The organism is Salmonella sp. 2020_1459, from assembly GCF_043847915.1.
In the GTDB taxonomy this organism is placed as follows: domain Bacteria; phylum Pseudomonadota; class Gammaproteobacteria; order Enterobacterales; family Enterobacteriaceae; genus Salmonella; species Salmonella enterica.
Window position 1 is genome coordinate 248543 of the sequence record NZ_JBCMFA010000001.1, and the last position, 23078, is coordinate 271620.

Annotated in this window: 24 protein-coding genes and 1 pseudogene; 13 read left to right on the forward strand and 12 right to left on the reverse strand. The window is 50.8% G+C overall.

Annotated elements, in window-relative coordinates; genetic code table 11:
- The first annotated feature begins 21 nt into the window (after positions 1–21).
- The gene (locus ACH0VJ_RS01325; protein ID WP_000163362.1) at positions 22–624 is read left to right on the forward strand and encodes a helix-turn-helix domain-containing protein; all 603 of its coding nucleotides are present in this window, start codon (positions 22–24) and stop codon (positions 622–624) included.
- Between the two features lie 81 nt (positions 625–705).
- Here the strand turns inward: ACH0VJ_RS01325 and ACH0VJ_RS01330 are convergent, their stop codons facing one another.
- Positions 706–1737, reverse strand: coding sequence for a mechanosensitive ion channel family protein (locus ACH0VJ_RS01330; RefSeq protein WP_000493665.1), 1032 nt, complete (start codon positions 1735–1737; stop codon positions 706–708).
- Between the two features lie 238 nt (positions 1738–1975).
- On the opposite strand from ACH0VJ_RS01330, the gene ACH0VJ_RS01335 reads away from it, so the two are divergent.
- Entirely contained in the window at positions 1976–2230 is a 255-nt protein-coding gene (locus tag ACH0VJ_RS01335; RefSeq protein ID WP_000605339.1) for a DUF2534 family protein, read from the forward strand.
- A 54-nt stretch (positions 2231–2284) separates the two neighbouring features.
- Here ACH0VJ_RS01335 and uspE read toward each other — a convergent pair whose 3' ends face one another.
- The 3 genes from uspE to ogt all read right to left on the reverse strand — a co-directional run bounded on the left by uspE (position 2285) and on the right by ogt (position 4846).
- Positions 2285–3232, reverse strand: a complete 948-nt coding sequence (uspE, locus tag ACH0VJ_RS01340) for a universal stress protein UspE (protein ID WP_001262138.1) — start codon at positions 3230–3232, stop codon at positions 2285–2287.
- A gap of 150 nt (positions 3233–3382) precedes the next feature.
- On the reverse strand, positions 3383–4135 hold the full coding sequence (gene fnr / locus ACH0VJ_RS01345) for a fumarate/nitrate reduction transcriptional regulator Fnr (RefSeq protein WP_000611914.1): 753 nt from the start codon (positions 4133–4135) through the stop codon (positions 3383–3385).
- Positions 4136–4330: 195 nt separating this feature from the next.
- Positions 4331–4846 (reverse strand): methylated-DNA--[protein]-cysteine S-methyltransferase, encoded by a 516-nt coding sequence (ogt, locus tag ACH0VJ_RS01350; RefSeq protein WP_000945036.1) that lies wholly within the window; start codon positions 4844–4846, stop codon positions 4331–4333.
- Positions 4847–5103: 257 nt separating this feature from the next.
- Between ogt and smrA the strand changes: the two genes are divergently transcribed.
- The 4 genes from smrA to dbpA all read left to right on the forward strand — a co-directional run bounded on the left by smrA (position 5104) and on the right by dbpA (position 10203).
- Positions 5104–5667, forward strand: coding sequence for a DNA endonuclease SmrA (gene smrA / locus ACH0VJ_RS01355; RefSeq protein WP_001046799.1), 564 nt, complete (start codon positions 5104–5106; stop codon positions 5665–5667).
- Positions 5668–6059: 392 nt separating this feature from the next.
- On the forward strand, positions 6060–7214 hold the full coding sequence (locus ACH0VJ_RS01360; protein WP_000945616.1) for a methyl-accepting chemotaxis protein: 1155 nt from the start codon (positions 6060–6062) through the stop codon (positions 7212–7214).
- Positions 7215–7359: 145 nt separating this feature from the next.
- Complete coding sequence (zntB, locus tag ACH0VJ_RS01365) at positions 7360–8343, forward strand: zinc transporter ZntB (protein WP_000387373.1); 984 nt, start codon at positions 7360–7362, stop codon at positions 8341–8343.
- 486 nt (positions 8344–8829) lie between these two features.
- Positions 8830–10203: an ATP-dependent RNA helicase DbpA gene (gene dbpA / locus ACH0VJ_RS01370; protein ID WP_000123684.1), complete on the forward strand. Its 1374-nt coding sequence runs from the start codon at positions 8830–8832 to the stop codon at positions 10201–10203.
- Positions 10204–10246: 43 nt separating this feature from the next.
- Here dbpA and ttcA read toward each other — a convergent pair whose 3' ends face one another.
- Both ttcA and ACH0VJ_RS01380 read right to left on the reverse strand, forming a co-directional pair.
- Positions 10247–11182 carry a tRNA 2-thiocytidine(32) synthetase TtcA gene (ttcA, locus tag ACH0VJ_RS01375; RefSeq protein WP_001156216.1) on the reverse strand — a complete coding sequence of 312 codons (936 nt, stop codon included), beginning with the start codon at positions 11180–11182 and terminating at the stop codon, positions 10247–10249.
- A 51-nt stretch (positions 11183–11233) separates the two neighbouring features.
- Positions 11234–11437: pseudogene (locus ACH0VJ_RS01380) on the reverse strand (tyrosine-type recombinase/integrase); the annotation flags it as partial.
- Here ACH0VJ_RS01380 and ACH0VJ_RS01385 point away from each other — a divergent pair.
- Positions 11393–11545 carry a hypothetical protein gene (locus ACH0VJ_RS01385; protein ID WP_000089155.1) on the forward strand — a complete coding sequence of 51 codons (153 nt, stop codon included), beginning with the start codon at positions 11393–11395 and terminating at the stop codon, positions 11543–11545. The pseudogene ACH0VJ_RS01380 and the gene ACH0VJ_RS01385 overlap by 45 nt on opposite strands.
- Positions 11538–11876, forward strand: coding sequence for an SMR family transporter (locus ACH0VJ_RS01390; protein WP_000159240.1), 339 nt, complete (start codon positions 11538–11540; stop codon positions 11874–11876). The genes ACH0VJ_RS01385 and ACH0VJ_RS01390 overlap by 8 nt, the downstream gene beginning before the upstream one ends.
- Before the next feature lie 49 nt (positions 11877–11925).
- Here the strand turns inward: ACH0VJ_RS01390 and uspF are convergent, their stop codons facing one another.
- The 3 genes from uspF to ACH0VJ_RS01405 form a co-directional block, all read right to left on the reverse strand.
- Positions 11926–12360, reverse strand: coding sequence for a universal stress protein UspF (gene uspF, locus ACH0VJ_RS01395; RefSeq protein WP_001082296.1), 435 nt, complete (start codon positions 12358–12360; stop codon positions 11926–11928).
- Positions 12361–12841: 481 nt separating this feature from the next.
- Positions 12842–16366 (reverse strand): pyruvate:ferredoxin (flavodoxin) oxidoreductase, encoded by a 3525-nt coding sequence (gene nifJ / locus ACH0VJ_RS01400; RefSeq protein ID WP_001193253.1) that lies wholly within the window; start codon positions 16364–16366, stop codon positions 12842–12844.
- A 60-nt stretch (positions 16367–16426) separates the two neighbouring features.
- The gene (locus ACH0VJ_RS01405; RefSeq protein ID WP_031602436.1) at positions 16427–16738 is read right to left on the reverse strand and encodes a hypothetical protein; all 312 of its coding nucleotides are present in this window, start codon (positions 16736–16738) and stop codon (positions 16427–16429) included.
- Between ACH0VJ_RS01405 and ACH0VJ_RS01410 the strand changes: the two genes are divergently transcribed.
- Positions 16642–16908 (forward strand): DUF333 domain-containing protein, encoded by a 267-nt coding sequence (locus tag ACH0VJ_RS01410; protein ID WP_001200680.1) that lies wholly within the window; start codon positions 16642–16644, stop codon positions 16906–16908. The two genes, ACH0VJ_RS01405 and ACH0VJ_RS01410, sit on opposite strands and share 97 nt — an antisense overlap.
- A gap of 43 nt (positions 16909–16951) precedes the next feature.
- Here the strand turns inward: ACH0VJ_RS01410 and hslJ are convergent, their stop codons facing one another.
- Together hslJ and ldhA are read right to left on the reverse strand one after the other, a co-directional pair.
- Positions 16952–17362 (reverse strand): heat shock protein HslJ, encoded by a 411-nt coding sequence (gene hslJ, locus ACH0VJ_RS01415; RefSeq protein WP_000725242.1) that lies wholly within the window; start codon positions 17360–17362, stop codon positions 16952–16954.
- 110 nt (positions 17363–17472) lie between these two features.
- A complete protein-coding gene (gene ldhA, locus ACH0VJ_RS01420; RefSeq protein ID WP_000762207.1) occupies positions 17473–18462 on the reverse strand; it encodes a D-lactate dehydrogenase in 990 nt (329 codons plus the stop codon).
- 239 nt (positions 18463–18701) lie between these two features.
- On the opposite strand from ldhA, the gene ACH0VJ_RS01425 reads away from it, so the two are divergent.
- From ACH0VJ_RS01425 to ACH0VJ_RS01440, 4 genes are all read left to right on the forward strand, one after another.
- On the forward strand, positions 18702–21338 hold the full coding sequence (locus ACH0VJ_RS01425) for a YdbH family protein (RefSeq protein ID WP_000677015.1): 2637 nt from the start codon (positions 18702–18704) through the stop codon (positions 21336–21338).
- Positions 21338–21529 carry a YnbE family lipoprotein gene (locus ACH0VJ_RS01430; RefSeq protein ID WP_000784063.1) on the forward strand — a complete coding sequence of 64 codons (192 nt, stop codon included), beginning with the start codon at positions 21338–21340 and terminating at the stop codon, positions 21527–21529. The genes ACH0VJ_RS01425 and ACH0VJ_RS01430 overlap by 1 nt, the downstream gene beginning before the upstream one ends.
- Before the next feature lie 7 nt (positions 21530–21536).
- Positions 21537–21860, forward strand: coding sequence for a YdbL family protein (locus ACH0VJ_RS01435; protein WP_000760345.1), 324 nt, complete (start codon positions 21537–21539; stop codon positions 21858–21860).
- 142 nt (positions 21861–22002) lie between these two features.
- Positions 22003–22452, forward strand: a complete 450-nt coding sequence (locus ACH0VJ_RS01440; RefSeq protein ID WP_001518898.1) for a GFA family protein — start codon at positions 22003–22005, stop codon at positions 22450–22452.
- Here ACH0VJ_RS01440 and azoR read toward each other — a convergent pair.
- The gene (azoR, locus tag ACH0VJ_RS01445) at positions 22449–23054 is read right to left on the reverse strand and encodes an FMN-dependent NADH-azoreductase (RefSeq protein ID WP_000048924.1); all 606 of its coding nucleotides are present in this window, start codon (positions 23052–23054) and stop codon (positions 22449–22451) included. The genes ACH0VJ_RS01440 and azoR overlap by 4 nt on opposite strands.
- Positions 23055–23078 lie beyond the last annotated feature (24 nt).

Consider the following 23078-nt stretch of genomic DNA (forward strand, 5'->3'; position numbering starts at 1 on the left):
TTTCTTCTATGATATCGACCAATGACCAAAAAAGTCAACTTATCGACCACGGCGGGCGCCGACGTCAGCACAATAAATGCAGCTGTTTCCCAACGTATCAAACAATTTCGTAGCCAAAAAAAGATATCGCTGGATGAGCTTGCGCGGCGTTCCGGCGTCAGTAAAGGAATGCTGGTGGAAATTGAAGGCTGTAAAGCCAATCCAAGCATTGCGCTGTTATGTAAGATCGCGGCGGCAATGGGAGTGTCCGTGGCGGATGTTGTCAACGTCGCCAGCGAGCCGATGGTCCATCTTATCGACCGGGATGCTATTCCGGTGTTGTGGCGCGGCGAGAAAGGCGGCAGCGCAAAACTGATGGCGGGAACCAGCGGGCCGGATATGCTGGAACTCTGGCAATGGATAATGCATCCTGGTGAACAGTTTGAATCGGCAGGGCATCCGGCAGACACCTGTGAATTACTGTTTGTTAATCAGGGAACACTGACATTAACAGTCAATGGTAGACGCTTTATTATTCGGGAGGGCTGCTCCGCTGTAGCCAGAACCGACATGCCTCATGCCTACGTTAACGACACTAATGAGGTGCTTGAATTTACCATGACGGTGAATGAAAAGAGCCGTTGATCACCGTAAGGCGCTAACAACCCGTCATCCGGACAGGGAAGCCTCGGTGCCCGATAAGCGTTATCGGGCACCGGCTATCTTTTATTTTGTCGCAGGCGCGGCCTCCGGGTCATCGATATAGAGCGTCTGGCTTGGGAAGGCGAAGTCAGCGCCGTTTTCCTGGACAATCGCAATAATTTTCAGGTAAACATCCTGCTGTACGGCAAGCCATTCCTGCCATACTGTTGTTTTGGTAAAGCAATACACCATAATATTCAGCGAAGAGTCGGCGAATTCATTAAAATAGACCAACAGCGTCTGTTTCTGATCGATATCTCTGTGCGCCTGCAGCATGTTTCTGATAGCGTCAACAATGAGGCCAATTTTGTCGGCATCTTCGTAACGTAATCCAATAACCGTTTTTATTCGACGGTTGGTCATCCGTCCCGGATTCTCAACGCTAATGGATGAAAAGACGGAATTAGGCACGTACAACGGGCGGTGGTCGAATGTGTTAATTCGCGTAATTCGCCAGCCGATTTCGGCGACCGTACCTTCGATATTTCTGTCAGGAGAACGAATCCAGTCTCCGATACTGAAGGGGCGATCGAAATAGAGCATAATACCGGAGAAAAAATTGCTCAGGACATCTTTGCCCGCCATACCAACAGCGATACCGCCGATACCGCCAAAGGTCAGCAGACCGGACAGACTCATGCCAAAATGTTCGCCATACAGTAAGACAATCGCGACAATAATGGTTATTTTTATGACCCGTGCCAGAATACGGGTACTGGTGACATCTCTACCTTTATTGACCTGTGCTTTTTCAAATTGGTTAATAATCAGGAAAAGTTTTATCGTCAGAATAAGCGCAATGAGCGAGGTGCAGATAAAATCAATGACCCCGGAAGAGATAAAACGCAAATTATAATCTTCAATAGCATTATTCAGGATGCTCCCGATGGTTCCAATAATAATCGCGTAAATAAAAAACTGTGCCGCATGGAACGTGAATCCTTTCTTCCACTGTACGTTACGGCTGAGCCAAAATCTCACGACCAGCAACGCCATACCGCAACTGAAAAGTATCGCCAGATTAAATGCGTTTTTGAGAAAAAATTCAGTGAACATTATTGTTTTCCGCTCCTTCCTACGATAACAGCTCAGAATGACCTGATTAACAGGTATTTTACCCAGGATAAACGCGTAGATCATCGATAAGTAAAAAGAAGAAATAGTGCTATCAGCTTTAATCTCAGCGGTTTACTTTTTATGTAAATACAATGTCACGTTTTATGGAGCAGACATCGCGTGATTGTCATGGTATTGTTGCTATCAGGTAACAAAGTCATCTGTAAAGGACAATACTATGATCATGATAAAGCTGAAATCGGCGAAGGGGAAAAAATTTCTGTTATGCCTGCTGGCAGTGTTTATCGTTGCGGCATCGGTGGTAACGCGCGCGACTATCGGCGGTGTGATTGAGCAATATCATATTCCACTGTCCGAGTGGACAAGCTCTATGTATGCCATTCAGTCGGCAATGATTTTCGTTTACAGTCTGGTGTTCACTATTCTGCTGGCGATTCCTTTGGGGATCTATTTCCTCGGCGGAGATGAGTAACAGGAATGAGGTATTGGCCGGATGGCAGCGCCATCCGGCAGGACGGAAGAGGGATTAATCGTCCTCGTCGTCCAGTTCAACCGGTGTTTGATACTCATCAGGCTTAATGACTAACAGGTCGCAGCGCAGATGGTCAATGACCTGTTCGGCCGTGTTCCCCAGAAACGCGGCCGAGAGTCCGGTACGTCCAACGGTGCCAAGCACAACGATCCCCGCCTGGAGATGTTCAGCAAGATCCGGGATAACTTCTTCAGGCAAGCCTTTTTCTACATGCGTAACTTTTTCATCGATGCTGAATTTCTGGCGCAGCGCTTTCATCGCCAGTAAATGCTGGCCTCTGATGGCGTCGTTATACACGCTGGGATCAAATTCCGGCAGCTCAATGGCGATATTGATTGGCGTAACGGGGTAGGCGCCGACCAGGTGCACTTCGGTATGATTAACCTGCTCCGCCAATTGTAAGGTCTCTTTTACCAGCTTTTCGTTGAGAGCATTATGATAGGGCTCTTCGCTTGCCAGGTTCACGGCGACCAGGGCTTTGCCGCCTTCTGGCCACGGCTGATCTTTGACCATCCACACGGGGCTTGGGCATTTACGCAGCAAATGCCAGTCGGTAGGGGTAAAAATGACCGCTTCCAGTCGATCGTGCTGATGCGCCATTTTCAACACCAGATCGTGACTGCCGGCGATAACCTCCTGGATGATGGCCTCAAAGGGACGATTGTGCCAGACCACTTTAATTTCAATGGGGACACCGGCTTCAAGATAATATTTCGCCTGCTCACGTATCCAGGCTGTGCGTTGACTTATTACGCCCTGACGCATTGCGGTGCGTTCGTCAGGAGAAAGCAGGGTGGTCATCTCATACGAGAAATCGTAAATAGGCAGGAAAGCTTTAATTTTGCCGCCAATCCGTTGATGCAAATAAACTGCTCGCCGTAATGCGGGTTGGTCGTCCTGATTGGGATCGATGACCACCAGCATATTTTGATACATAGCCATACAGGGTCTCCTTACAACTGTCATCGCAGTTTGTAACTAAAGAGTAACTCAAATATGGTGAATGAAACAGAGGAAGCGCTTCTGCCAGATCAATAAATGAGAAAAATTTAACGATATGGCAGAAGATAACATCAATGGTTTAGCTGACGTTTAAGCGACGTTGCGGGTATGACCGGCGAGGGCCGCCAGCGCATCGCTGTTTTCAATAGTAATATACTTACCTTTCACCGCCAGCATACCGCTTTTCTGGAAACGCCCCAGCAGACGGCTAATGGTTTCGACCGTTAAGCCCAGATAGTTGCCGATATCGCCACGGGTCATCGTCAGGCGGAATTCACGCGGTGAAAAACCACGCTGCGCAAAGCGGCGGGACAGGTTGTAAATAAACGCAGCCAGACGTTCTTCGGCGTTTTTCTTCGACAATAACAGGATCATATCCTGATCGCCTTTAATTTCACCGCTCATCAGACGCATCATTTGCTGACGCAGGTTAGGCATTTTGCCGGACAGGTCATCCAGCGTCTCAAAGGGGATTTCACATACCATTGAGGTTTCCAGCGCCTGTGCAAAGCTCGGATGATGACCGCTGCCAATGGCGTCAAAACCCACCAGGTCGCCTGCTAAATGGAATCCAGTAATCTGCTCATCGCCTTGCTCGGTAATGGTGTAGCTCTTAATCGTTCCGGAGCGGATAGCATAGAGCGATTTCAGTTCATCACCTGCTTTAAACAGAGTTTGCCCTTTCTGAATGGGCTTTTTGCGCTCGATGATATTATCAAGCTGATCAAGCTCATGCTCGTTAAGTGTGAACGGGATGCAAAGCTGGCTGATACTGCAATCCTGGCAATGGATAGCACAACCGCCAGACTGAATGCGCCGTATAATTCGCTTTTCCGGGATCATAGGTCTGCTCAAGCCGTAATTGATATTTGTCAATTTTAACATCTTTTTGGTGAGCGCGTAAGTCTGAGCTATCCCGGAGAAGGAATAATTCAAGTATAAGTTTGATGAATACTTTTATCTATTTGAAAACACGTAATTTATTTGTTGTTGCTTTACATAAAAGTGTGACCGATAAGGCACTTTTTGCCTGTATTTTCATAATAAAAGATAGCCTTCATGGCGTAATAGCCACTCTTTTCGCTGCACGCCACCGGCGTATCCGGTCAGAGTGCCGTTACGCCCGATGACGCGATGGCAGGGAACAACAATACTGATGGGGTTAGCGCCATTCGCAGCACCGACTGCGCGTGCGGCGCCCGGTCGTCCCAGTTGCGCCGCCAGTTGACCATAGTGCATCACCTGCCCGCAGGGGATAGCGCGCAACGCCTGCCATACTTCCCGTTGAAAAGGTGTGCCCCCCGTGGCGGTTTCCAGGGTATCAATTACGGCGAGATTGCCTGCAAAATAATCTGCAAGCTTATCGCTGAGTCCACCGGGGTTAGTCGCAGAAACGCGTTCATAGCCTTCGTGACGGTAGTGGATATTTAGCAGTTGCTCCATACGATCGCGGTACTGTTCCCACTCAATGGCCCGCAGTCGAAACTGCTCATCGCAAACCACCCATAACGGACCTAATGGCGTGGCTATCTTCTCTTCAAGTAATCTCAGCATCCGTTCTCTCACATCGTCTTAATCTAACGTAAGAGACAAGATATCATGCCAGGAATACCCGCAACCATACTCCTTAAAAGATAGTCAGGGATAACACATTTAGCGACAGTAATATCGTAGGCGGAGAAAAAGAGAGCCTGGCGAGGCGGTTAATTGCCTGACATTGTCGCTGTTATTGGAAATAACTGTAAACCGTTGTCGGTATAACAGGGCACGGTTATGATAACGGCAGTCGCAAAAACGCTGGAGGATGAACCATGAACCTTGACGATAAAGCGCTGTTTCTTGACGCCATGGAGGATGTCCAGCCGCTGAAACGCCATACTGATGTACACTGGCAGCCAACGCGTAATCTTAAAACGCCCCAGCGTATCGACACGCTCCAGCTTGATAATTTCCTGACGACGGGCTTTCTGGATATTCTGCCGCTGAATGAACCGCTGGAATTTCGTCGGGAAGGATTGCAGCAGGGTGTCATCGACAAGTTACGCAGTGGGAAATACCCTCAGCAGGCCAGCCTCAATTTGTTACGCCAGCCGGTCGAAACGTGCCGAAAAATGCTGTTTCGTTTTATCCTGGAGGCGCAGAAAGAGGGGTTGCGTAATGTCCTGATCATTCATGGTAAAGGGCGAGAGGCGAAGTCGCATGCCAATATCGTCCGAAGCTATGTGGCCCGCTGGTTGACAGAGTTTGAGGATGTACAGGCTTATTGTTCGGCGCTGCCGCATCATGGCGGCGGCGGGGCATGTTATGTCGCGTTACGTAAAACGGTGCAGGCTAAACAGGATAACTGGGAGCGCCATGCGAAGCGTAGTCGGTAAATCGTTGCCGCTGGCGGACAGGACCGCCAGCGCAAGCTCGCGCGAACCCGATTTTATGCCTGATGCTCAGGATTCTGCAAGAGAACGGGCGATAACGCTGTCCGCGGTAATAACACGGAGAAACAGTCATTCGCTTATTTAAGCGTCTATTAAAATATACTGGCTTTCGACTTAACTATTAAGCAGAAAATGGTGATAAGTACATCACTTGTCAATATGGATGGATGAATATCCTGGCATAGCGAATATAGGTGATTTTATCTGTTGCACTAAGGGAAATGGCGATGGTCCGGTATTGAATATGGAGAATGTCAAAGAAACGAATGGCAATAGGTATCTGAAATGCTATAAAAATAAAACCTGTCTCCTATCCTGGTTGTAGGCCGTCAAAAATGTTGAGAAATATCAGCGTCAGGACATGCATTATTCTATTCATGGTATGTACGTTTCTTTTAGTGGATACTTTACAAATAGCTTTTCTGCACGATCTCCCTATTTTAATTACGTGTAATATCATTTATCTGATCTCGGCATTACTGCTTTGGTGGTATATGACCTGCTATCTGGTTGTGCCAATTAATACCGTGAAGAAAAGTATTGAAGAGGTCGCAGCAGGAAACTTGTCTATTCATATCTCCGAATTTGGCAATAATTGCGCCGGGCGACTCATCCCCGGGATTAATAGCCTGTCGGAGAATATTTCCGCGCTGGTACGTGAAATCAGATCCTCTTCGCAAACGGCAATGACCCTTTCCGAACAACTGGCGGCGCGCAGTATGTCGCTATCCGTAAAGACGGAACAGCAGTCGGCCTCGTTAATTCAAACTGCCGCCAGTATGGATGAAATGGCGGCGAGTACCAAAAACAATGCGGATAATACCCGAATGGCGAGCATACAGGCGGATTGTGCAACCCAATGCGCCCGTAAAGGCGGTGAATTAATGGTGCGGGTTACAGAAAATATGCGTTCTATTACCGACTGTGCCTCGCAGATGACGGAGATTATTTCATTGATTGACGGTATCGCATTCCAGACTAATATTCTGGCGCTTAACGCGGCGGTAGAGGCTGCGCGGGCGGGCGATCATGGAAAAGGTTTCTCCGTGGTGGCCGGGGAAGTGCGTAACCTGGCGCATCGTAGCGCCGAGGCGGCAAAAAATATCAAGGCGCTGATCGACGTTACGCATGACAATGTGCGGCAGGGGGCCGCCATAGTGCAGGAGGCTGAAAAAAATATGCAGGAGATTGTTGGCGGCTCCGGGCAATTAAACGTGCTGATGAGTGAAATTTCCACCACCACGCGGGAGCAGGAAAAAGGCATCAACCAGATAACACTGGCGTTGAGCGATCTGGAAAGCGCAACCCATAGCAATGTCTTAATGGTTGAAGCGCTATCTGCTTCTTCGGATGTTTTAAAGGCGCAGGTGATCGAGTTACAGACTAAAACCGACAAATTTCGTTTAAGCCCGCCGGGTTACAGTGAACATGCGCTGTCGCGCTCTCATGTATCACCTCTTTCGACCATCACCAGGCGCGGCCAGGCCTGATAATACATGTTTGGTAAGCGCCTGTTGCTAAGGCGCTTTTTTCGCAGGTTCCCGTAATTCTTTTTGCGCAATGAGAAAATGAGAGATTGCTTAACCTTTCCCGAAAGCTAGACTAACGGCATCAGAGTTGTAACGTGGAGGCGCTGTGGAAGCCATTAAGGGATCGGATGTGAACGTGCCGGATGCCGTTTTCGCATGGCTACTGGATGGTCGTGGTGGAGTAAAACCGCTCGAAGATAATGATGTGATCGATAGTCAGCATCCCTGTTGGCTACATCTTAATTATACCCACCCGGACAGCGCCCGCTGGTTGGCTTCAACGCCTTTACTCCCCAATAACGTGCGTGATGCGCTGGCTGGTGAAAGCTCGCGCCCGCGCGTAAGTCGTATGGGGGAAGGGACGCTCATTACGCTGCGCTGTATTAATGGCAGTACTGACGAACGCCCGGATCAATTAGTGGCAATGCGTTTATATATGGACGAGCGATTCATTGTGTCTACCCGTCAGCGAAAGGTTCTGGCGCTGGACGATGTGGTCAGTGATTTGCAGGAGGGCACCGGGCCCGTAGATTGCGGTGGCTGGTTAGTGGATGTGTGCGATGCGTTAACCGATCACGCCAGTGAATTTATTGAAGAGCTACACGATAAAATTATCGATCTGGAAGATAATCTTCTCGACCAGCAAATCCCACCGCGCGGTTTCCTCGCATTGCTACGTAAACAGCTAATTGTTATGCGCCGCTATATGGCGCCGCAGCGCGACGTCTATGCCCGGCTTGCGAGTGAACGGCTGCCGTGGATGAGCGACGATCACCGGCGCAGAATGCAGGATATCGCCGACAGGCTGGGAAGGGGGTTGGATGAAATTGACGCTTGTATCGCGCGTACTGGCATCATGGCGGATGAAATTGCCCAGGTGATGCAGGAGTCTCTGGCGCGCAGAACTTATACCATGTCGCTTATGGCGATGGTTTTTCTGCCCAGCACCTTCTTAACGGGGTTATTTGGCGTTAACTTGGGCGGTATTCCCGGCGGCGGATGGCGGTTCGGCTTTTCTCTGTTTTGTATTCTGTTAGTTGTCCTGATCGGTGGTGTTACTTTATGGTTGCATCGCAGTAAATGGTTGTAACAAAAGCGCTTTTCAGACCATTTCGGGTGAAAAAACGCCGAGAAATTTGAGCGAAGTCAATAAACCATCTACCTATTCGGGGCAATATCTCTCTCGCAGGTGAATGCAACGTCAAGCGATGGGCGTTGCGCTCCATATTGTCTTACTTCCTTTTTTGAATTACTGCATAGCACAATTGATTCGTACGACGCCGACTTAGATTAGTCGGCTTTTTTTTGCCTGTAGACTATCTGCGTCTACCCTTTAAGAGTCTGAATGACATTCTGGAGGGTAATATGAGCTGTCTTTTGACCTTATTATATCTACACTCGTCCTTGTCGGACCCGATTCCCACTGACCCTGTTCCCATTCCTGAGCCGCTTCCCCGTCCTCAGCCGATGCCCGACCCGCCGCCGGACGAAGAACCGATTAAAATGTCGCATCAAACGCCCGGATCTGCGAGGATACGCGCCTGCTGACTATGAGTCGTTACCGCGAGAGTAAATTGTGACCGCTTTTTCAACCCTGAATGTTTTGCCCGCCGCCCAGCTCAATAACCTTACTGAGCTGGGCTATCTTGAGATGACGCCTGTTCAGGCCGCAGCATTACCCGTCATTCTGGCGGGAAATGATGTGCGTGTGCAGGCCAGGACCGGTAGCGGCAAAACGGCGGCGTTTGGTCTTGGGCTCTTGCATCGAATTGACGTCACTCTGTTCCAGACACAGGCGTTAGTGCTGTGTCCGACGCGGGAGCTGGCGGATCAGGTAGCCGGGGAGTTACGTCGCCTGGCCCGTTTTCTGCCAAATACCAAAATTCTGACCTTGTGTGGCGGGCAACCCTTTGGCGCACAGCGCGACTCGCTTCAGCACGCTCCGCATATCATTGTCGCGACGCCGGGGCGCCTGCTGGATCATTTACAAAAAGAAACCGTATCGCTGGATGCGCTGCATATTCTGGTAATGGATGAAGCAGACCGAATGCTGGACATGGGATTCAGTGACGCCATTGATGAGGTGATCCGCTTTGCGCCTGCGACGCGCCAGACGTTATTGTTTTCAGCAACCTGGCCTGAGGCCATTGCGGCGATTAGCGGTCGTGTACAGCAGCAGCCAATACGTATTGAAATCGATACGGTAGATGCGCTACCGGCTATCGAACAACAGTTCTTCGAAACGTCTGCGCATGAAAAAATTTCGCTGCTACAAACGTTGCTTAGCCAGCATCAGCCAGCGTCCTGCGTGGTGTTTTGCAATACCAAAAAAGATTGTGAGGCCGTTTGTGATGCGCTTAATGCGGTAGGACAAAGCGCGTTGGCGCTCCACGGCGATCTGGAACAACGCGACCGCGACCAGACGTTGGTGCGTTTTGCAAATGGTAGCGCGCGCATTCTGGTTGCCACCGACGTTGCCGCGCGAGGATTAGACATTAAATCGCTCGAACTGGTGGTTAACTATGAACTGGCCTGGGACCCGGAGGTGCATGTCCATCGTATTGGCCGTACGGCGCGCGCGGGAAGTAGCGGTCTGGCGATCAGTTTCTGCGCGCCGGAAGAGGCGCAGCGGGCAAATATTCTTTCAGAAATGCTGCAACTCAAACTGAACTGGCTGAATGCGCCCGCCCGGCAGTCGTTGCTTCCTCTGGCCGCAGAGATGGCTACCCTATGTATTGACGGCGGCAAAAAAGCGAAAATGCGTCCGGGAGATATTTTAGGCGCGCTGACCGGCGATATTGGATTAGACGGGGCGGATATCGGCAAAATTAATGTGCATCCAATGCACGTTTACGTCGCCGTACGTCAAGCAGTAGCGCAAAAAGCCTGGAAGCAGTTGCAAAACGGGAAGATCAAAGGCAAGTCATGCCGGGTACGGCTATTAAAATGATCGATAGCATGGCGTCTCAGCGGAGTGCTGAGACGCCTGCAGATTATTTCACTTCGATAACATCAAGCCGCAACGCCTCTAAGGAGGTGTCATCTTCTTCCGGCTGCCAGCCAGCGGGCTGCAATGGAATCTCTTCACGATCGAACGCTAAATCACCGCCGTCGATGACCTCGGAACCGTGAGTTATCCCTTTGAAATCGAACAGGTTAGTGTCACAAAGGTGAGACGGCACGACATTCTGCATGGCGCTAAACATCGTCTCGATCCGTCCAGGATAGCGTTTATCCCAGTCGCGTAGCATGTCGGCAATCACCTGGCGTTGCAGGTTGGGTTGCGAACCGCACAGATTACAAGGAATGATAGGAAAGGCTTTGGCCTCAGCAAAACGGACAATATCTTTCTCGCGGCAGTAAGCCAGCGGGCGGATCACAATATGTTTGCCGTCATCGCTCATCAGCTTTGGCGGCATCCCTTTCATTTTTCCGCCATAGAACATATTCAGAAACAGGGTTTGCAGAATATCGTCGCGATGGTGGCCCAGGGCGATTTTGGTCGCGCCCAGTTCAGTCGCCGTACGATACAGGATACCCCGACGCAAACGCGAGCACAGCGAGCAGGTGGTTTTTCCTTCCGGAATCTTCTCTTTCACAATGCCGTAGGTGTTTTCTTCGACGATTTTATATTCTACGCCCAGCTGCTCAAGGTAGGCTGGCAGGATATGTTCCGGGAAACCTGGCTGCTTTTGATCGAGGTTGACGGCGACCAGTGAAAAATTGATCGGGGCGCTTTGCTGCAAATTACGTAAAATTTCCAGCATCGTATAGCTATCTTTGCCGCCAGAAAGGCAAACCATAATGCGATCGCCTTCTTCAATCATATTAAAATCGGCAATCGCTTCGCCAACGTTACGGCGCAGGCGCTTTTGCAACTTGTTGAGGTTGTATTGCTCTTTCTTTGTATTCTTTTGAATTTCTTGCATTATTTCAGTTCTCTGGTACTAAATGGGGCAAATTGGGGGCAAACTTTGTAACTACGATAACCGCGCATTCAGTATCGCTACCTGTTCGTCGTTCATGTCATCAATCCACATACCGTAAATTTCATACACCATCTGCGCAGTTTCATGTCCCATTTGGCTGGCGATAAATGCCGGGTTCGCTCCTGCCGTCAACAGCCAGCAGGCAAAAGTATGTCGCGTATGGTACGGATTACGGCGACGAATGCCAGCACGTTTTTATGGCAAGATACGCAATGGTTCAAAAGCGTCTTTATTCTGTCATCCGTATTACTTAAGATATCATCACGACCCGAAAAATATTGGAACGAAGAGATGTATGACTAAAGAAGCTGTAATCTTTCTATTTATCGCCATCGTGGTAGAAGTTATCGCCACGATCTCATTAAAATTATCAGATAGTTTTACGCGTCTGGTACCGAGCCTCGTTACTATCATCGGATATTGTATTGCGTTCTGGTGTCTTACCATCCCAATGCGAACCATCCCTGCGGGTATCATTTATGCTATTTGGTCTGGGGTAGGGATTGTTCTTATTGGATTGATAGGATGGTTATTTCTCGGCCAAAAACTGGATATGCCGGCTATTATTGGCATGTTGCTTATCATCTGCGGCGTAATCGTAATCAATCTGTTTTCAAAAAGTGTCAGTCACTAGGCGATGATGATTGATTTGAGCCCGCACTCTCTTATGCGGGCTCGGGTATTTAGCGTACCACCAGTACGGAGCATTCCGCATGACGCACAACGGCTGCGGCGTTGGAACCCAACAGATAGGTAGTAATATCCGGGCGATGCGAGGCGATAATCACCATATCGGCCGGTAATTTTTTTGCCATTTCCAGAATCTTATCTTTAGGAGAGCCTTCTGCAACGTGCGCCTGCACGCGGTCCGCGGGAAGGTTGAATTTCTTGATAATCGCTTCCAGTTGAGATTTGGCTTCGGCTTTCAAATCGTCCATTGCGGGAAGCTCTGCTGAATAAGCCAGTCCCAGTGAAGCGTAATAGGGCAAAGACGGGATTACAGTCAAAAAGTGCACTTTAGCGTCGTCAATCTTTGCTTCAGCTTCAACATGCGAAATCACGCGTTGAGTTAATTCTGAATCTGAAATATCGATGGGTACAAGAATCGTTCTGTTCATAAAACCTCCTGTTTAAGTATCCACTGAAATTCTACTCCCTAAAGGCACTTTATGTACAATGACATACGTCACATTTTAGGTGCTGCTCCACGATACTCTGCGGGGACTGCCTACAGGGGAGGGCGACGTAATATTACGCGTATTCCACGTAAATAATCAGCGAGTTGACGTTAAAACGTTATTTCTGCCTTGTCAGGAAAGACCTAAAAAGAGATGTTACCGTTTAATTCAATAATTAATGAAATAATTCGCAGTGAAATAGATATAATTTATACGAATGCTTTTGGGGGTATTATATGAAATAAAAATTATACAATATCATTCGGTTACGATATTCTACGCCTGTTATATGCCTTTATTGTCACATATTCATTTTGTCGTTGGGCCATTGCGTTAACCTTTGCTTTCCAGCGTATAAATTGACAAGCCCGAACGGATGTTCGGGCTTTTTTTGTTTCCAGGTTAATCCTTAGAATATTTTTTAATCTGCGCCGGGTTTTTCCGCTTTTCCTGCCAGCAAGGCAAGAAAGTCATAGCGTTTTTGCAAATCCAATGCGGCATCTCGCCATAATTGTTTAGCTACTTCAGGCTGTTGCGCATTCAGGCGACGGAAACGCTGTTCATTAAGCAACGTTTCCGCCAGGGCATCAGACGGTGGCCGAGAGTCCAGCGCCAGCGGCGGCTTGCCTTCATCCGCACGGCGGGGATCAAAGCGGTATAACGGCCAGAAACCGGTCGCCGTTAACTGGCGCATCTGGTCATGGCTTAGCGCCAGATCGTAACCATGTTCCTCACAGGGGCTATAGGCAATGATCAGCGACGGCCCTGGCCAGGCTTCGGCCTCCTGGATGGCTTTCACCGTCTGGTTTAACTGCGCGCCCAGCGAAATTTGCGCGACATAAACATGACCATACATCATCATGCTGACGCCAAGATCTTTACGGGCTTTACGCTTGCCATGTTCGCCAAACTTAGTGACGGCGCCAAGCGGCGTCGCCTTCGACGCCTGGCCGCCAGTATTGGAGTAACACTGCGTATCCAGAACCAGAATATTGACATTCTCCGTCAGGCTTAACACATGGTCTAAACCGCCAAAGCCGATGTCGTATGCCCAACCATCGCCGCCAATCAGCCAGATTGATTTTTCTACCAGCGCATCAGCATCCTTTAACAGTTCCTCTGCGCCCGCAACCGATTTCAGATGTTGGCGTAATGCGGCGACCTGCTCACGCCGAACGTCAGGCGTTGCTTCGGCATGCAGCGCATCGTTTAATTCCGCCGGAATGCGATCGGCGAATTGCGCCAGTAAACGCATGACGCGCGCCCGGTGCTGATCCACGCTCAGACGGAAACCGAGACCAAATTCCGCGTTATCTTCAAATAACGAATTCGCCCATGCCGGGCCGCGTCCGTTGGCATCGGTGGTATAAGGCGTTGAGGGTAAGTTACCGCCGTAAATAGAGGAACACCCCGTGGCGTTAGCGATTAACATTCTGTCGCCATATAACTGAGTCAGCAGTTTAATATACGGCGTTTCACCGCAGCCGGAACAGGCGCCGGAATATTCAAACAGCGGCGTAATAAGCTGCGATGTGCGGATATCAATTCGTTCCAGTTTGCTGCGATCGATTTCCGGTAAGTCGAGGAAAAAGTCATAATTCACTTTCTCTTCTTCCACATGCTCAAGGCGCGACATCATGTTAATCGCCTTGATCTGTGGATTTTGCCGATCTTTAGCCGGGCAGACCTCTACGCATAAATTACAGCCAGTACAGTCTTCCGGCGCGACCTGCAGCACATATTTCTGGCCGCGCATATCGCGGGACTTCACGTCCAGCGAATGCAGACTGGCTGGCGCGTTCTCCATCGCCTGCGGGGAAACGACTTTTGCACGAATCGCCGAGTGAGGGCAGGCGGCGACGCAGTGATTACATTGTGTACACAGTTCCTCTTTCCAGACAGGAATCTCTTCGGCGATATTGCGTTTTTCCCAGCGGGTGGTGCCCATTGGCCATGTTCCGTCCGGCGGCAGCGCGGAAACAGGCAATGCGTCGCCGAGGCCCGCCAACATGGCGGCGGTAACGGTTTTCACGAAATCCGGCGCGGCGTCGGAGACGACCGGCGGGCGATGCGCGCTATGCGGATTAACCGCCTGCAACGGCACTTCCGCCAGCGATTCCTGCGCCAGAGCCAATGCCTGCCAGTTACGCTCAACCAGATCCTGACCTTTGCTGCTATAGCTTTTGGCAATCGCGCCCTGCAGCTCAACCAGGGCGCTATCGCCCGGAAGAATATGCGTCAGGTGGAAGAAAGCCATTTGCATGACGGTATTGATGCGGGCGCCAAGTCCACATTCGCGGGCGATTTTCGCCGCGTTAACCACGTAAAAACGCGCCTTTTTCTGATTCAACACCGCCTGAACTTCTTGCGGCAGACGCGACCAGACCTCGTCGGCGCTGTACGGCGTATTAAGCAGAAAGATACCGCCGGGCTTTAGACGCTCCGCCATCTGATATTTATCGATAAACTGTAATTGATGGCAGCCGACAAAATCCGCCTGAGCAATTAAGTAAGCGGAACGAATGGGTTTTTCGCTGACGCGCAGGTGCGATACCGTGAGCCCGCCAGCTTTTTTAGAGTCATAAACGAAATAACCTTGCGCATACCACGGCGTAGAATTACCGATAATTTTAATATTATTTTTCGTGGCGGATACGCTACCGTCGCTTCCCAGACCGTAAAATAACGCTTCCAGTTTAGCGCTGCCGGGCAGGGTATTTTCCGGTAATGGCAGCGAGAGATTAGTGACGTCATCATAAATGCCCACCGTAAACCGTGGTTTGGGTTTCGCGCGGCTGAGTTCATTAAAGACCGCCAGTACGCACGCCGGGCCGAACTCTTTGGATGATAGCCCATAACGGCCGCCAATGGTGCGCGGCAATGTTTCGCGCTCGCCATTATTAAAGGCCTCCGCCAGTGCGGTCATCACGTCCAGATAAAGCGGCTCGGCCTGCGCGCCAGGCTCTTTGGTGCGATCCAGCACGGCGATAGCGCGAACGGTTTCCGGTAATGCCTGTAACAAATGTTTGGCGGAGAAGGGGCGGAACAGACGGACTTTCAGAACGCCGACCTTTTCTCCGCGTATCAGTAGCTCGTCCACGACCTCTTCGCAGGTGCCGAGGGCGGAGCCCATCATAATGATGACGCGTTCAGCCTGGGGATGGCCATAATATTCAAATGGCTGGTACTGACGGCCCGTAGCGTCGCCAAATGCCTTCATCGCCTCTTCAACATGATCATAAACGGCGTTGTACCACGGGTTGGTCGCTTCGCGAGACTGGAAGTAGGTGTCCGGATTCGCTGAAGTTCCACGAATCACCGGATGTTCCGGATTCAGCGCGCGGGCGCGGTGAGCGTCGATCTCCGCCTGCGGCATCAGGTTCAGAATGGTTTCATCCGTTAGCGGTATAATTTTGTTGATTTCATGCGATGTACGGAAGCCATCAAAAAAATGAATAAACGGAACGCGGCTTTTCAGCGTAGCCCTGTGTGCGATCAGCGCAAAATCCTGCGCTTCCTGAACGCTGGCGGCGCATAACATCGCGCAGCCTGTCTGGCGGACCGCCATCACATCGGAATGGTCGCCAAAAATAGAAAGCGCGTGTGTGGCGACGGTGCGCGCGGCAACGTGCAGTACAAACGGCGTGAGCTGCCCCGCCAGTTTATACAGCGTTGGAATCATCAGCAGCAGCCCCTGCGATGATGTAAATGACGTGGAAAGCGAACCGGTTTGTAACGCACCGTGAACGGCGGCGATCGCGCCGCCTTCCGACTGCATCTCTACCACACGCGGCGTATCGCCCCAGACATTTTTAAGCCCATTACCGGCCCAGGCATCCGCTTGTTCAGCCATTGTTGAACTGGGCGTAATCGGGTAAATGGCGATAACCTCGCTGGTACGGAACGCCACCGACGCTACCGCGCCATTACCGTCAATTGTTTGCATATGACACCCTTACATTGCGCAAAAAAGAGGGACACGCATAATCGTGAGCGCATCCTGTAGTTATCCTTTTATTTTAGCAAAGCCCTTCAAGCCCCATTTTCGCTTTTGTGTCCCTGGCGGGAGGAGAATGACGATTTCTTGCCGAAAAGACGTAAAAAATTGCCAATAAATGTTAATGAAGCGCATAAATGCGCGCTTTGCCTCTCGACGCGTCAGTTTCTGCTGCCTATTATTTAGGGCGGTGTCGTTTGGATGAATAAACAGAGGGGAGAGAAATGCGCGCAGCGTTTTGGGTGGGATGTGCCGCGTTATTATTGTCGGCTTGCAGTAGCGAACCTGTTCAGCAGGCAACCGCGGCGCATGTTTCGCCAGGGATGAAAGCGGCGATGTCCAGCGCCGGCGAAGCGAATTGCGCTATGATTGGCGGTTCGCTTTCAGCGGCCCGGCAGCTTGATGGTTCAGTAATTGGTATGTGCGCGCTACCCAACGGCAAACGTTGTAGCGAACAGTCGCTTGCCGCCGGAAGCTGCGGGAGTTATTAAGCGCGGCGTTTCGCCTGACGCGTATAACTTTTCACTTAATGGCTTAGTGCGCTAAATCCGCCAGTTTATACATTAGCGTTGTTTCTGCCGTCGCCAGCGTTAATTGGTTCGCGGTTAAATCGACCTGCGCGCCTTTGCTGAAGAGTTCGCTGAGGGTGCCGTCCAGCGCATTAAGCTGCGGATCGGCGCACATCATTCGGGTCATCGCTAAATTTTTCACTTTTAATTCGCCGTCCGATAGTTTTCCTTCGCCGGTGAATTGATTGCACATTTTGCCGGATACCGTCATGTCCTCGCCAAAGCTGAGCTCCGGGCCGGTGACCGTTTTACCGTTTACGCTTTCCAGAACAAAGCGGTGGTGCTCCAGTTGCTCGCGTTTGACGGACACTTTTCCACTGCTCACACACCCTGTCATTATGATGCTCAGGGCGACCAGCGTGACGATTTTCTTCATTGATATTCTCTGTAATCTGATAGTTAACACTGACTATAGTAATGATATGACCGGATAGATCTTCAGGGGTTATCCGAAAATGCTCCCCTGAGCGCAGGGGAGCGACAGGATTAGAACAGCGCGTTCGGGCAGCCTTCGCCCTTCTCAAGCTGGCTTAAGTTTTGTAACGTGGTTTCAGAGATGCTGATCAGCGCTTCTGCGGTCAGGAATGCCTGGTGCCCCGTAAACAGTACGTTATGGCAGGCCGACAGACGGCGGAAAACATCATCCTGGATAACATCGTTTGACTTATCTTCAAAGAACAGGTCGCGTTCGTTTTCATACACATCCATCCCCAGCGAGCCGATTTTCTGATTCTTCAGAGCTTCGATAGCCGCCTGGGAATCAATCAGCGCGCCACGACTGGTATTAATGACCATAACGCCATTTTTCATTTGATCGAATGCTGCATGGTTCAGTAAATGGTAGTTTTCCGGCGTGAGCGGGCAGTGCAGGGAAATGACATCCGATTCGGCAAACAACGTTTGCAGATCCACATACTCGACGCCGAGATCAAGCGCGGCGGTGCTGGGATAGGGATCAAACGCCAGTAAACGCATTCCAAAGCCTTTCAGGATACGCAGCGCGGCGACGCCGATTTTACCGGTACCAATGACGCCAGCGGTTTTTCCGTGCATGGTAAAGCCGGTCAGTCCCTCAAGGGAAAAGTTAGCGTCGCGGGTGCGTTGATAAGCGCGGTGAATACGGCGGTTCAATGTCATCATCATGCCAATCGCATGTTCAGCGACGGCTTCCGGAGAATAAGCCGGCACGCGGACCACCTGCAAACCGAGCTCTTTAGCGGCATCCAGGTCGACATTATTAAATCCGGCGCAACGCAGCGCGATGTATTTCACGCCGTGTTTTTTCAGCTCTTCCAGTACCGGTCGGCTCCCGTCGTCATTCACGAAGATACAAACTGCTTCACATCCATTGGCGGTTTTCGCCGTTTTCTCGGTTAGCAGAAAATCAAAAAATTCCAGTTCAAAACCGAACGCTTCGTTCACTTGCTGTAGATATTTCTTGTCATACTGTTTGGTACTATAGACGGCGAGTTTCATATGACCTTCTCCAGTGATGTTTGAATCACACAAATATGCTTAAAATTATCTTACAAAAAATCAAAAATAATTGATAGTCATACATATAATGAATAATTTTAGGTTATCATTCTCCACAACGCCTCAAATAGCCGGAGGGCGCCCCTGCAACATGAACTATTAGGCTATGTACGGGCAATCATGCCAAAATAAAGAGATAGCCGACTGAATTTTTCGTTAAATCAGGAAATTAATGGCCCATGAAGGGTAAATATAAAGCCGCCCTTGCGCTACTGTTACTGCTGATTCTTATCCCTCTGACGCTACTGATGACCCTCGGGCTGTGGGTTCCCACTCTGGCGGGAATTTGGCTACCCGTCGGTACCCGTATCGCTCTGGAACAAAGTCCACGCCTGACACGTCATGGGTTAGTGATTCCCGATCTTCGCTATCTGGTCAATGATTGTTCGTTAGCGCATATTACCCAGGCGGAACTGACGCATCCCAGCCGTTGGTTGCTGAATATTAAAAGCCTCAAACTGGATGCCGCGTGCCTGGCGAAACTGCCCGCTACGGAAGCTTCCCCCGCCGCGCCGCGTACGCTGGCGCAGTGGCAGTCAATGCTGCCCAATACCTGGATTAACATCGATAATGTCATTCTCGCGCCCTGGCCGGAATGGCAGGGCAAGCTGGCGATCTCCATGACGCCGGTCATTCAGCAGATACGTTATCAGGGCGAAAAAGTAAAATTTCAAGGGCAGCTACGCGGTCAGGCATTGACGGTGAGCCAACTGGAGATCGCCGCGCTGGCCAACCAGCCTCCCGTTAGCCTGGCGGGGGAATTTGTGTTGCCGCTGGTACCGGATGGCCTGCCGGTCAGCGGTCATGCGGCAGCGACCTTGCGTCTGCCGCAGGAACCGTCGCTGGTGGATGCGGAACTGGAGTGGCGTGATAACGCCGGACAGCTCATCGTGATGGCGCGAGGTAATCCTGACCCGATTCTCGATCTCCCCTGGGCGGTAACGCGTCAGCGGCTTACCATCAGCGATGGCCGCTGGAACTGGCCATATCAGGGATTCCCCTTGAGCGGACGTCTGGCTTTTAATATCGATAACTGGCAAGCCGGGCCGGATAATGCGCAAGTCAGCGGACGCCTGAATATTCTGACCCAGGGCGATGCCGGTAAAGCGAACGCTGTACTGACTATCGGCCCGGGAAAACTCAGCATGGATAGCAGTGAGATGCCTCTACAGCTTACCGGCGAGGCTAAACAGAAGGATTTAATCTTTTATGCCGTCTTGCCCGCTATGTTCCGCGGCAGTCTGGCCGATCCGCAGCTCACCTTTGCACCTGGCGCATTGCTACGCTCACGTGGGCGAGTGATTGATGCGTTAGATATTGATGAAATTCGTTGGCCGCTGGCGGGCGTTAAGGTGACGCCGCGCGGCGTTGATGGTCGATTACAGGCTATTTTACGGGCGCACGAAAATGAGATGGGCGATTTCGTTCTTCATCTTGATGGCCTGGCGAATGATTTTCTCCCTGATGCTGGTCGCTGGCGGTGGCGCTATTGGGGGCAAGGAAGCTTTACGCCAATGCGCGCCCACTGGGATATTGCCGGACAGGGCGAATGGCATGATAACACCATCAGGTTGACCAGTTTGTCCACCGGTTTTGATCAGTTGCACTATGGCGCAATGACTGTCACATCGCCAAGACTGGCGCTGAATAAACCTATTGTCTGGGTTCGCGACGCCACAACGCCGTCGCTACAGGGCGCGCTGTCTCTGGTGGCGGGGAAAACCGTATTTACCAGTGGGAGCGTGCTGCCGCCTTCTACCCTTAATTTTAGCGTTGAAGGGCGAGAGCCAACCCTGTTCCAGTTTAAAGGCGACCTTCGGGCGGGGGCGATAGGGCCGGTACGGCTGAATGGGCGCTGGGATGGCGAACGCCTTCGTGGACAGGCCTGGTGGCCGAAGCAGTCGCTTATCGTTTTCCAGCCGTTGCTTCCACCGGACTGGAAAATGACGCTGCGCAAAGGCTCACTGTATGCGCAGGTGGCTTTTTCCGCTGCGCAGGGGCAGGGATTTGAAGCAGGTGGACACGGCGTGTTAAAAGGCGGCAGCGCCTGGATGCCTGATAACAAAATCAACGGCGTCGATTTCATTCTGCCATTTCGCTTCCACAACGGCGCGTGGCAATTGGGGACGCGCGGGCCCGTCTCGCTGCGTATCGCCGGGATAGTTAACCAGGTCACGGCGAAAAATATCACCGCTGATTTACAGGGCGGTTATCCCTGGAGCGAGTCGAATCCATTACTGCTAAGCGATGTCAGCGTAGACGTGCTGGGCGGTCAAATCATTATGAAACAGTTGCGAATGCCGCAGCACGACCCGGCGCTTTTGCGGGTGCAAAATATTTCATCCAGCGAATTGATTAGCGCCATAAATCCAAAGCAATTCGCCATGTCTGGTCCGGTCAGCGGCGCGCTGCCGCTGTGGCTGAACAATGAAAAATGGATAATCAAAGATGGCTGGCTTACGAATCCTGGGCCAATGACGTTGCGTATCGATAAAGATACTGCGGATGCGGTGGTGAAGGATAATGTCACGGCAGGCTCGGCGATCAACTGGCTACGTTATATGGAGATTACGCATTCGTGGACGAAAATTAACGTTGATAACCTGGGCGTACTAACGATGCAGGCGGCTATTACCGGCAAAAGCCGGGTAGATGGTAAAACCGCGATCGTTAACTTGAACTATACCCATGAAGAAAATGTGTTTACGCTGTGGCGCAGTTTGCGTTTTGGCGACAATTTACAGGCATGGCTTGAACAAAATACAGCGTTGCCGCAACCTCCTTGCCGGAAAGACAAGGACTGTGAGGATAAATAATGAAAATGAGTATTGCCATGCTGTCAGCGCTTGCGTCATTTATCGTGGTGGGCTGCACGCCACGTATTGAAGTCGCCGCGCCGGAACAGCCGATTACCATCAACATGAATGTAAAGATCGAGCATGAAATACATATCAAAGTCGATAAAGATGTTGAAGAACTCCTGAAATCACGCAGCGATCTATTTTGAGGCCATAATGAAAAAGTATTTAATACTATGGGTGCTGACGCTGAGCTTGCTCACACCTTCTGTGTGGGCCTTAACCCTGGACGAAGCGCGCACGCAGGGCCGGGTCGGGGAAACGCTGAATGGCTATCTGGTGGCCTTAAAGAATGATGCCGAAACCCAGAAGCTGGTGCTTGATATTAATCATGCCCGCCGCGCCAGTTATCAGCAGTTAGCGGATAGCAATCATCTTCCCGTGGACGAGGTGGCGAAGATGGCAGGGCAAAAACTGGTTGAGCGCGCCAGGCCGGGAGAATATGTCCAGGGAATTAATGGCAAATGGATGCGTAAATAACCGCTTCCCGACAATTTTTTTACCGCAAAATGCATTTTTATATGGGTAATTTTTGAATACGAAGGTCGTATTTACATTAGGCGAACCGGAAGGCTATTTCTATACTGTCGACTGGTATCACTATTCGCGAGAGTAACCAGGTATGACGTCTGAAAAATTATCTGCTGCCTGCCATTGTGGCAGCGTCGTGTTTACCGTTCAACTTAGCGATGGCTTTCATACCGCCAGGCGCTGCAACTGTTCGTTTTGCCGGATGCGCGGAGCAGTGGCAGTGTCTGCGCCGCTGTCGGGTATTAAAGTGCTAAAAGGGCAGGATAAGCTTACCGAATATCGCTTCAATACGGGCAAGGCGGTGCATTTTTTCTGTTCGGTATGCGGGATATATACTTTTCATCAGCGTCGATCCAATCCCGATCAATATGGGGTCAATGTGGCGTGCATCGAAAATGTGTCGCCTTTTGATTTCGCCTGCGTTGAAGTCAATGATGGGGTAACGCATCCCAGCGATGGCGGCAGTAGCGGCGTGGTAGGATATTTGCGCTACGAACCGAAGAAATCACCTCCCGTCGAAACGGGAGGCAAAAATATTTAAGCGGCCACTACGCTGTCAATCGCGGCTTTTGCATCGGCCTGGGCTTTAGCCGCCACTTCCGGCCCGTAGGCGATGCCTTCGGCAAAGACAAAATTCACGTCGGTAATACCGATAAAACCAAGGAACACTTTCAGGTAAGGCGCAATCAAATCCGTCGGGGTGTCTTTATGGATACCGCCGCGGCTGGAGAGAACCACCGCGCGTTTACCGGTTACCAGACCTTCCGGGCCTTTTTCGGTATAGCGGAAAGTGATACCGGCGCGGGCAATCAGATCAAAGTAGTTTTTCAGCTGCGTCGGGATATTGAAATTGTACATCGGCGCCGCAATAACGATGACGTCGTGGGCTTTCAGTTCAGCAATGAGTTCATCAGACAGCGCCAGAGCGTCCTGCTGACGTGGCGTTAAAGGTGCATCGCCCGGACGCATCGCGCCCACCAGCTCGCCATCCAGCACCGGAACAGGGTTGGCCGCCAGATCGCGGACAGTAATTTCATCTGCGACGTGTTTTTCGCGCCATTGTTCAATAAAATAGTCAGTCAACTGACCAGACTGAGAGTACCCTGCCAGAATACTGGATTTAAGAACTAATACCTTGCTCATGGGTGTTTCCTTTTATGTGTTTGA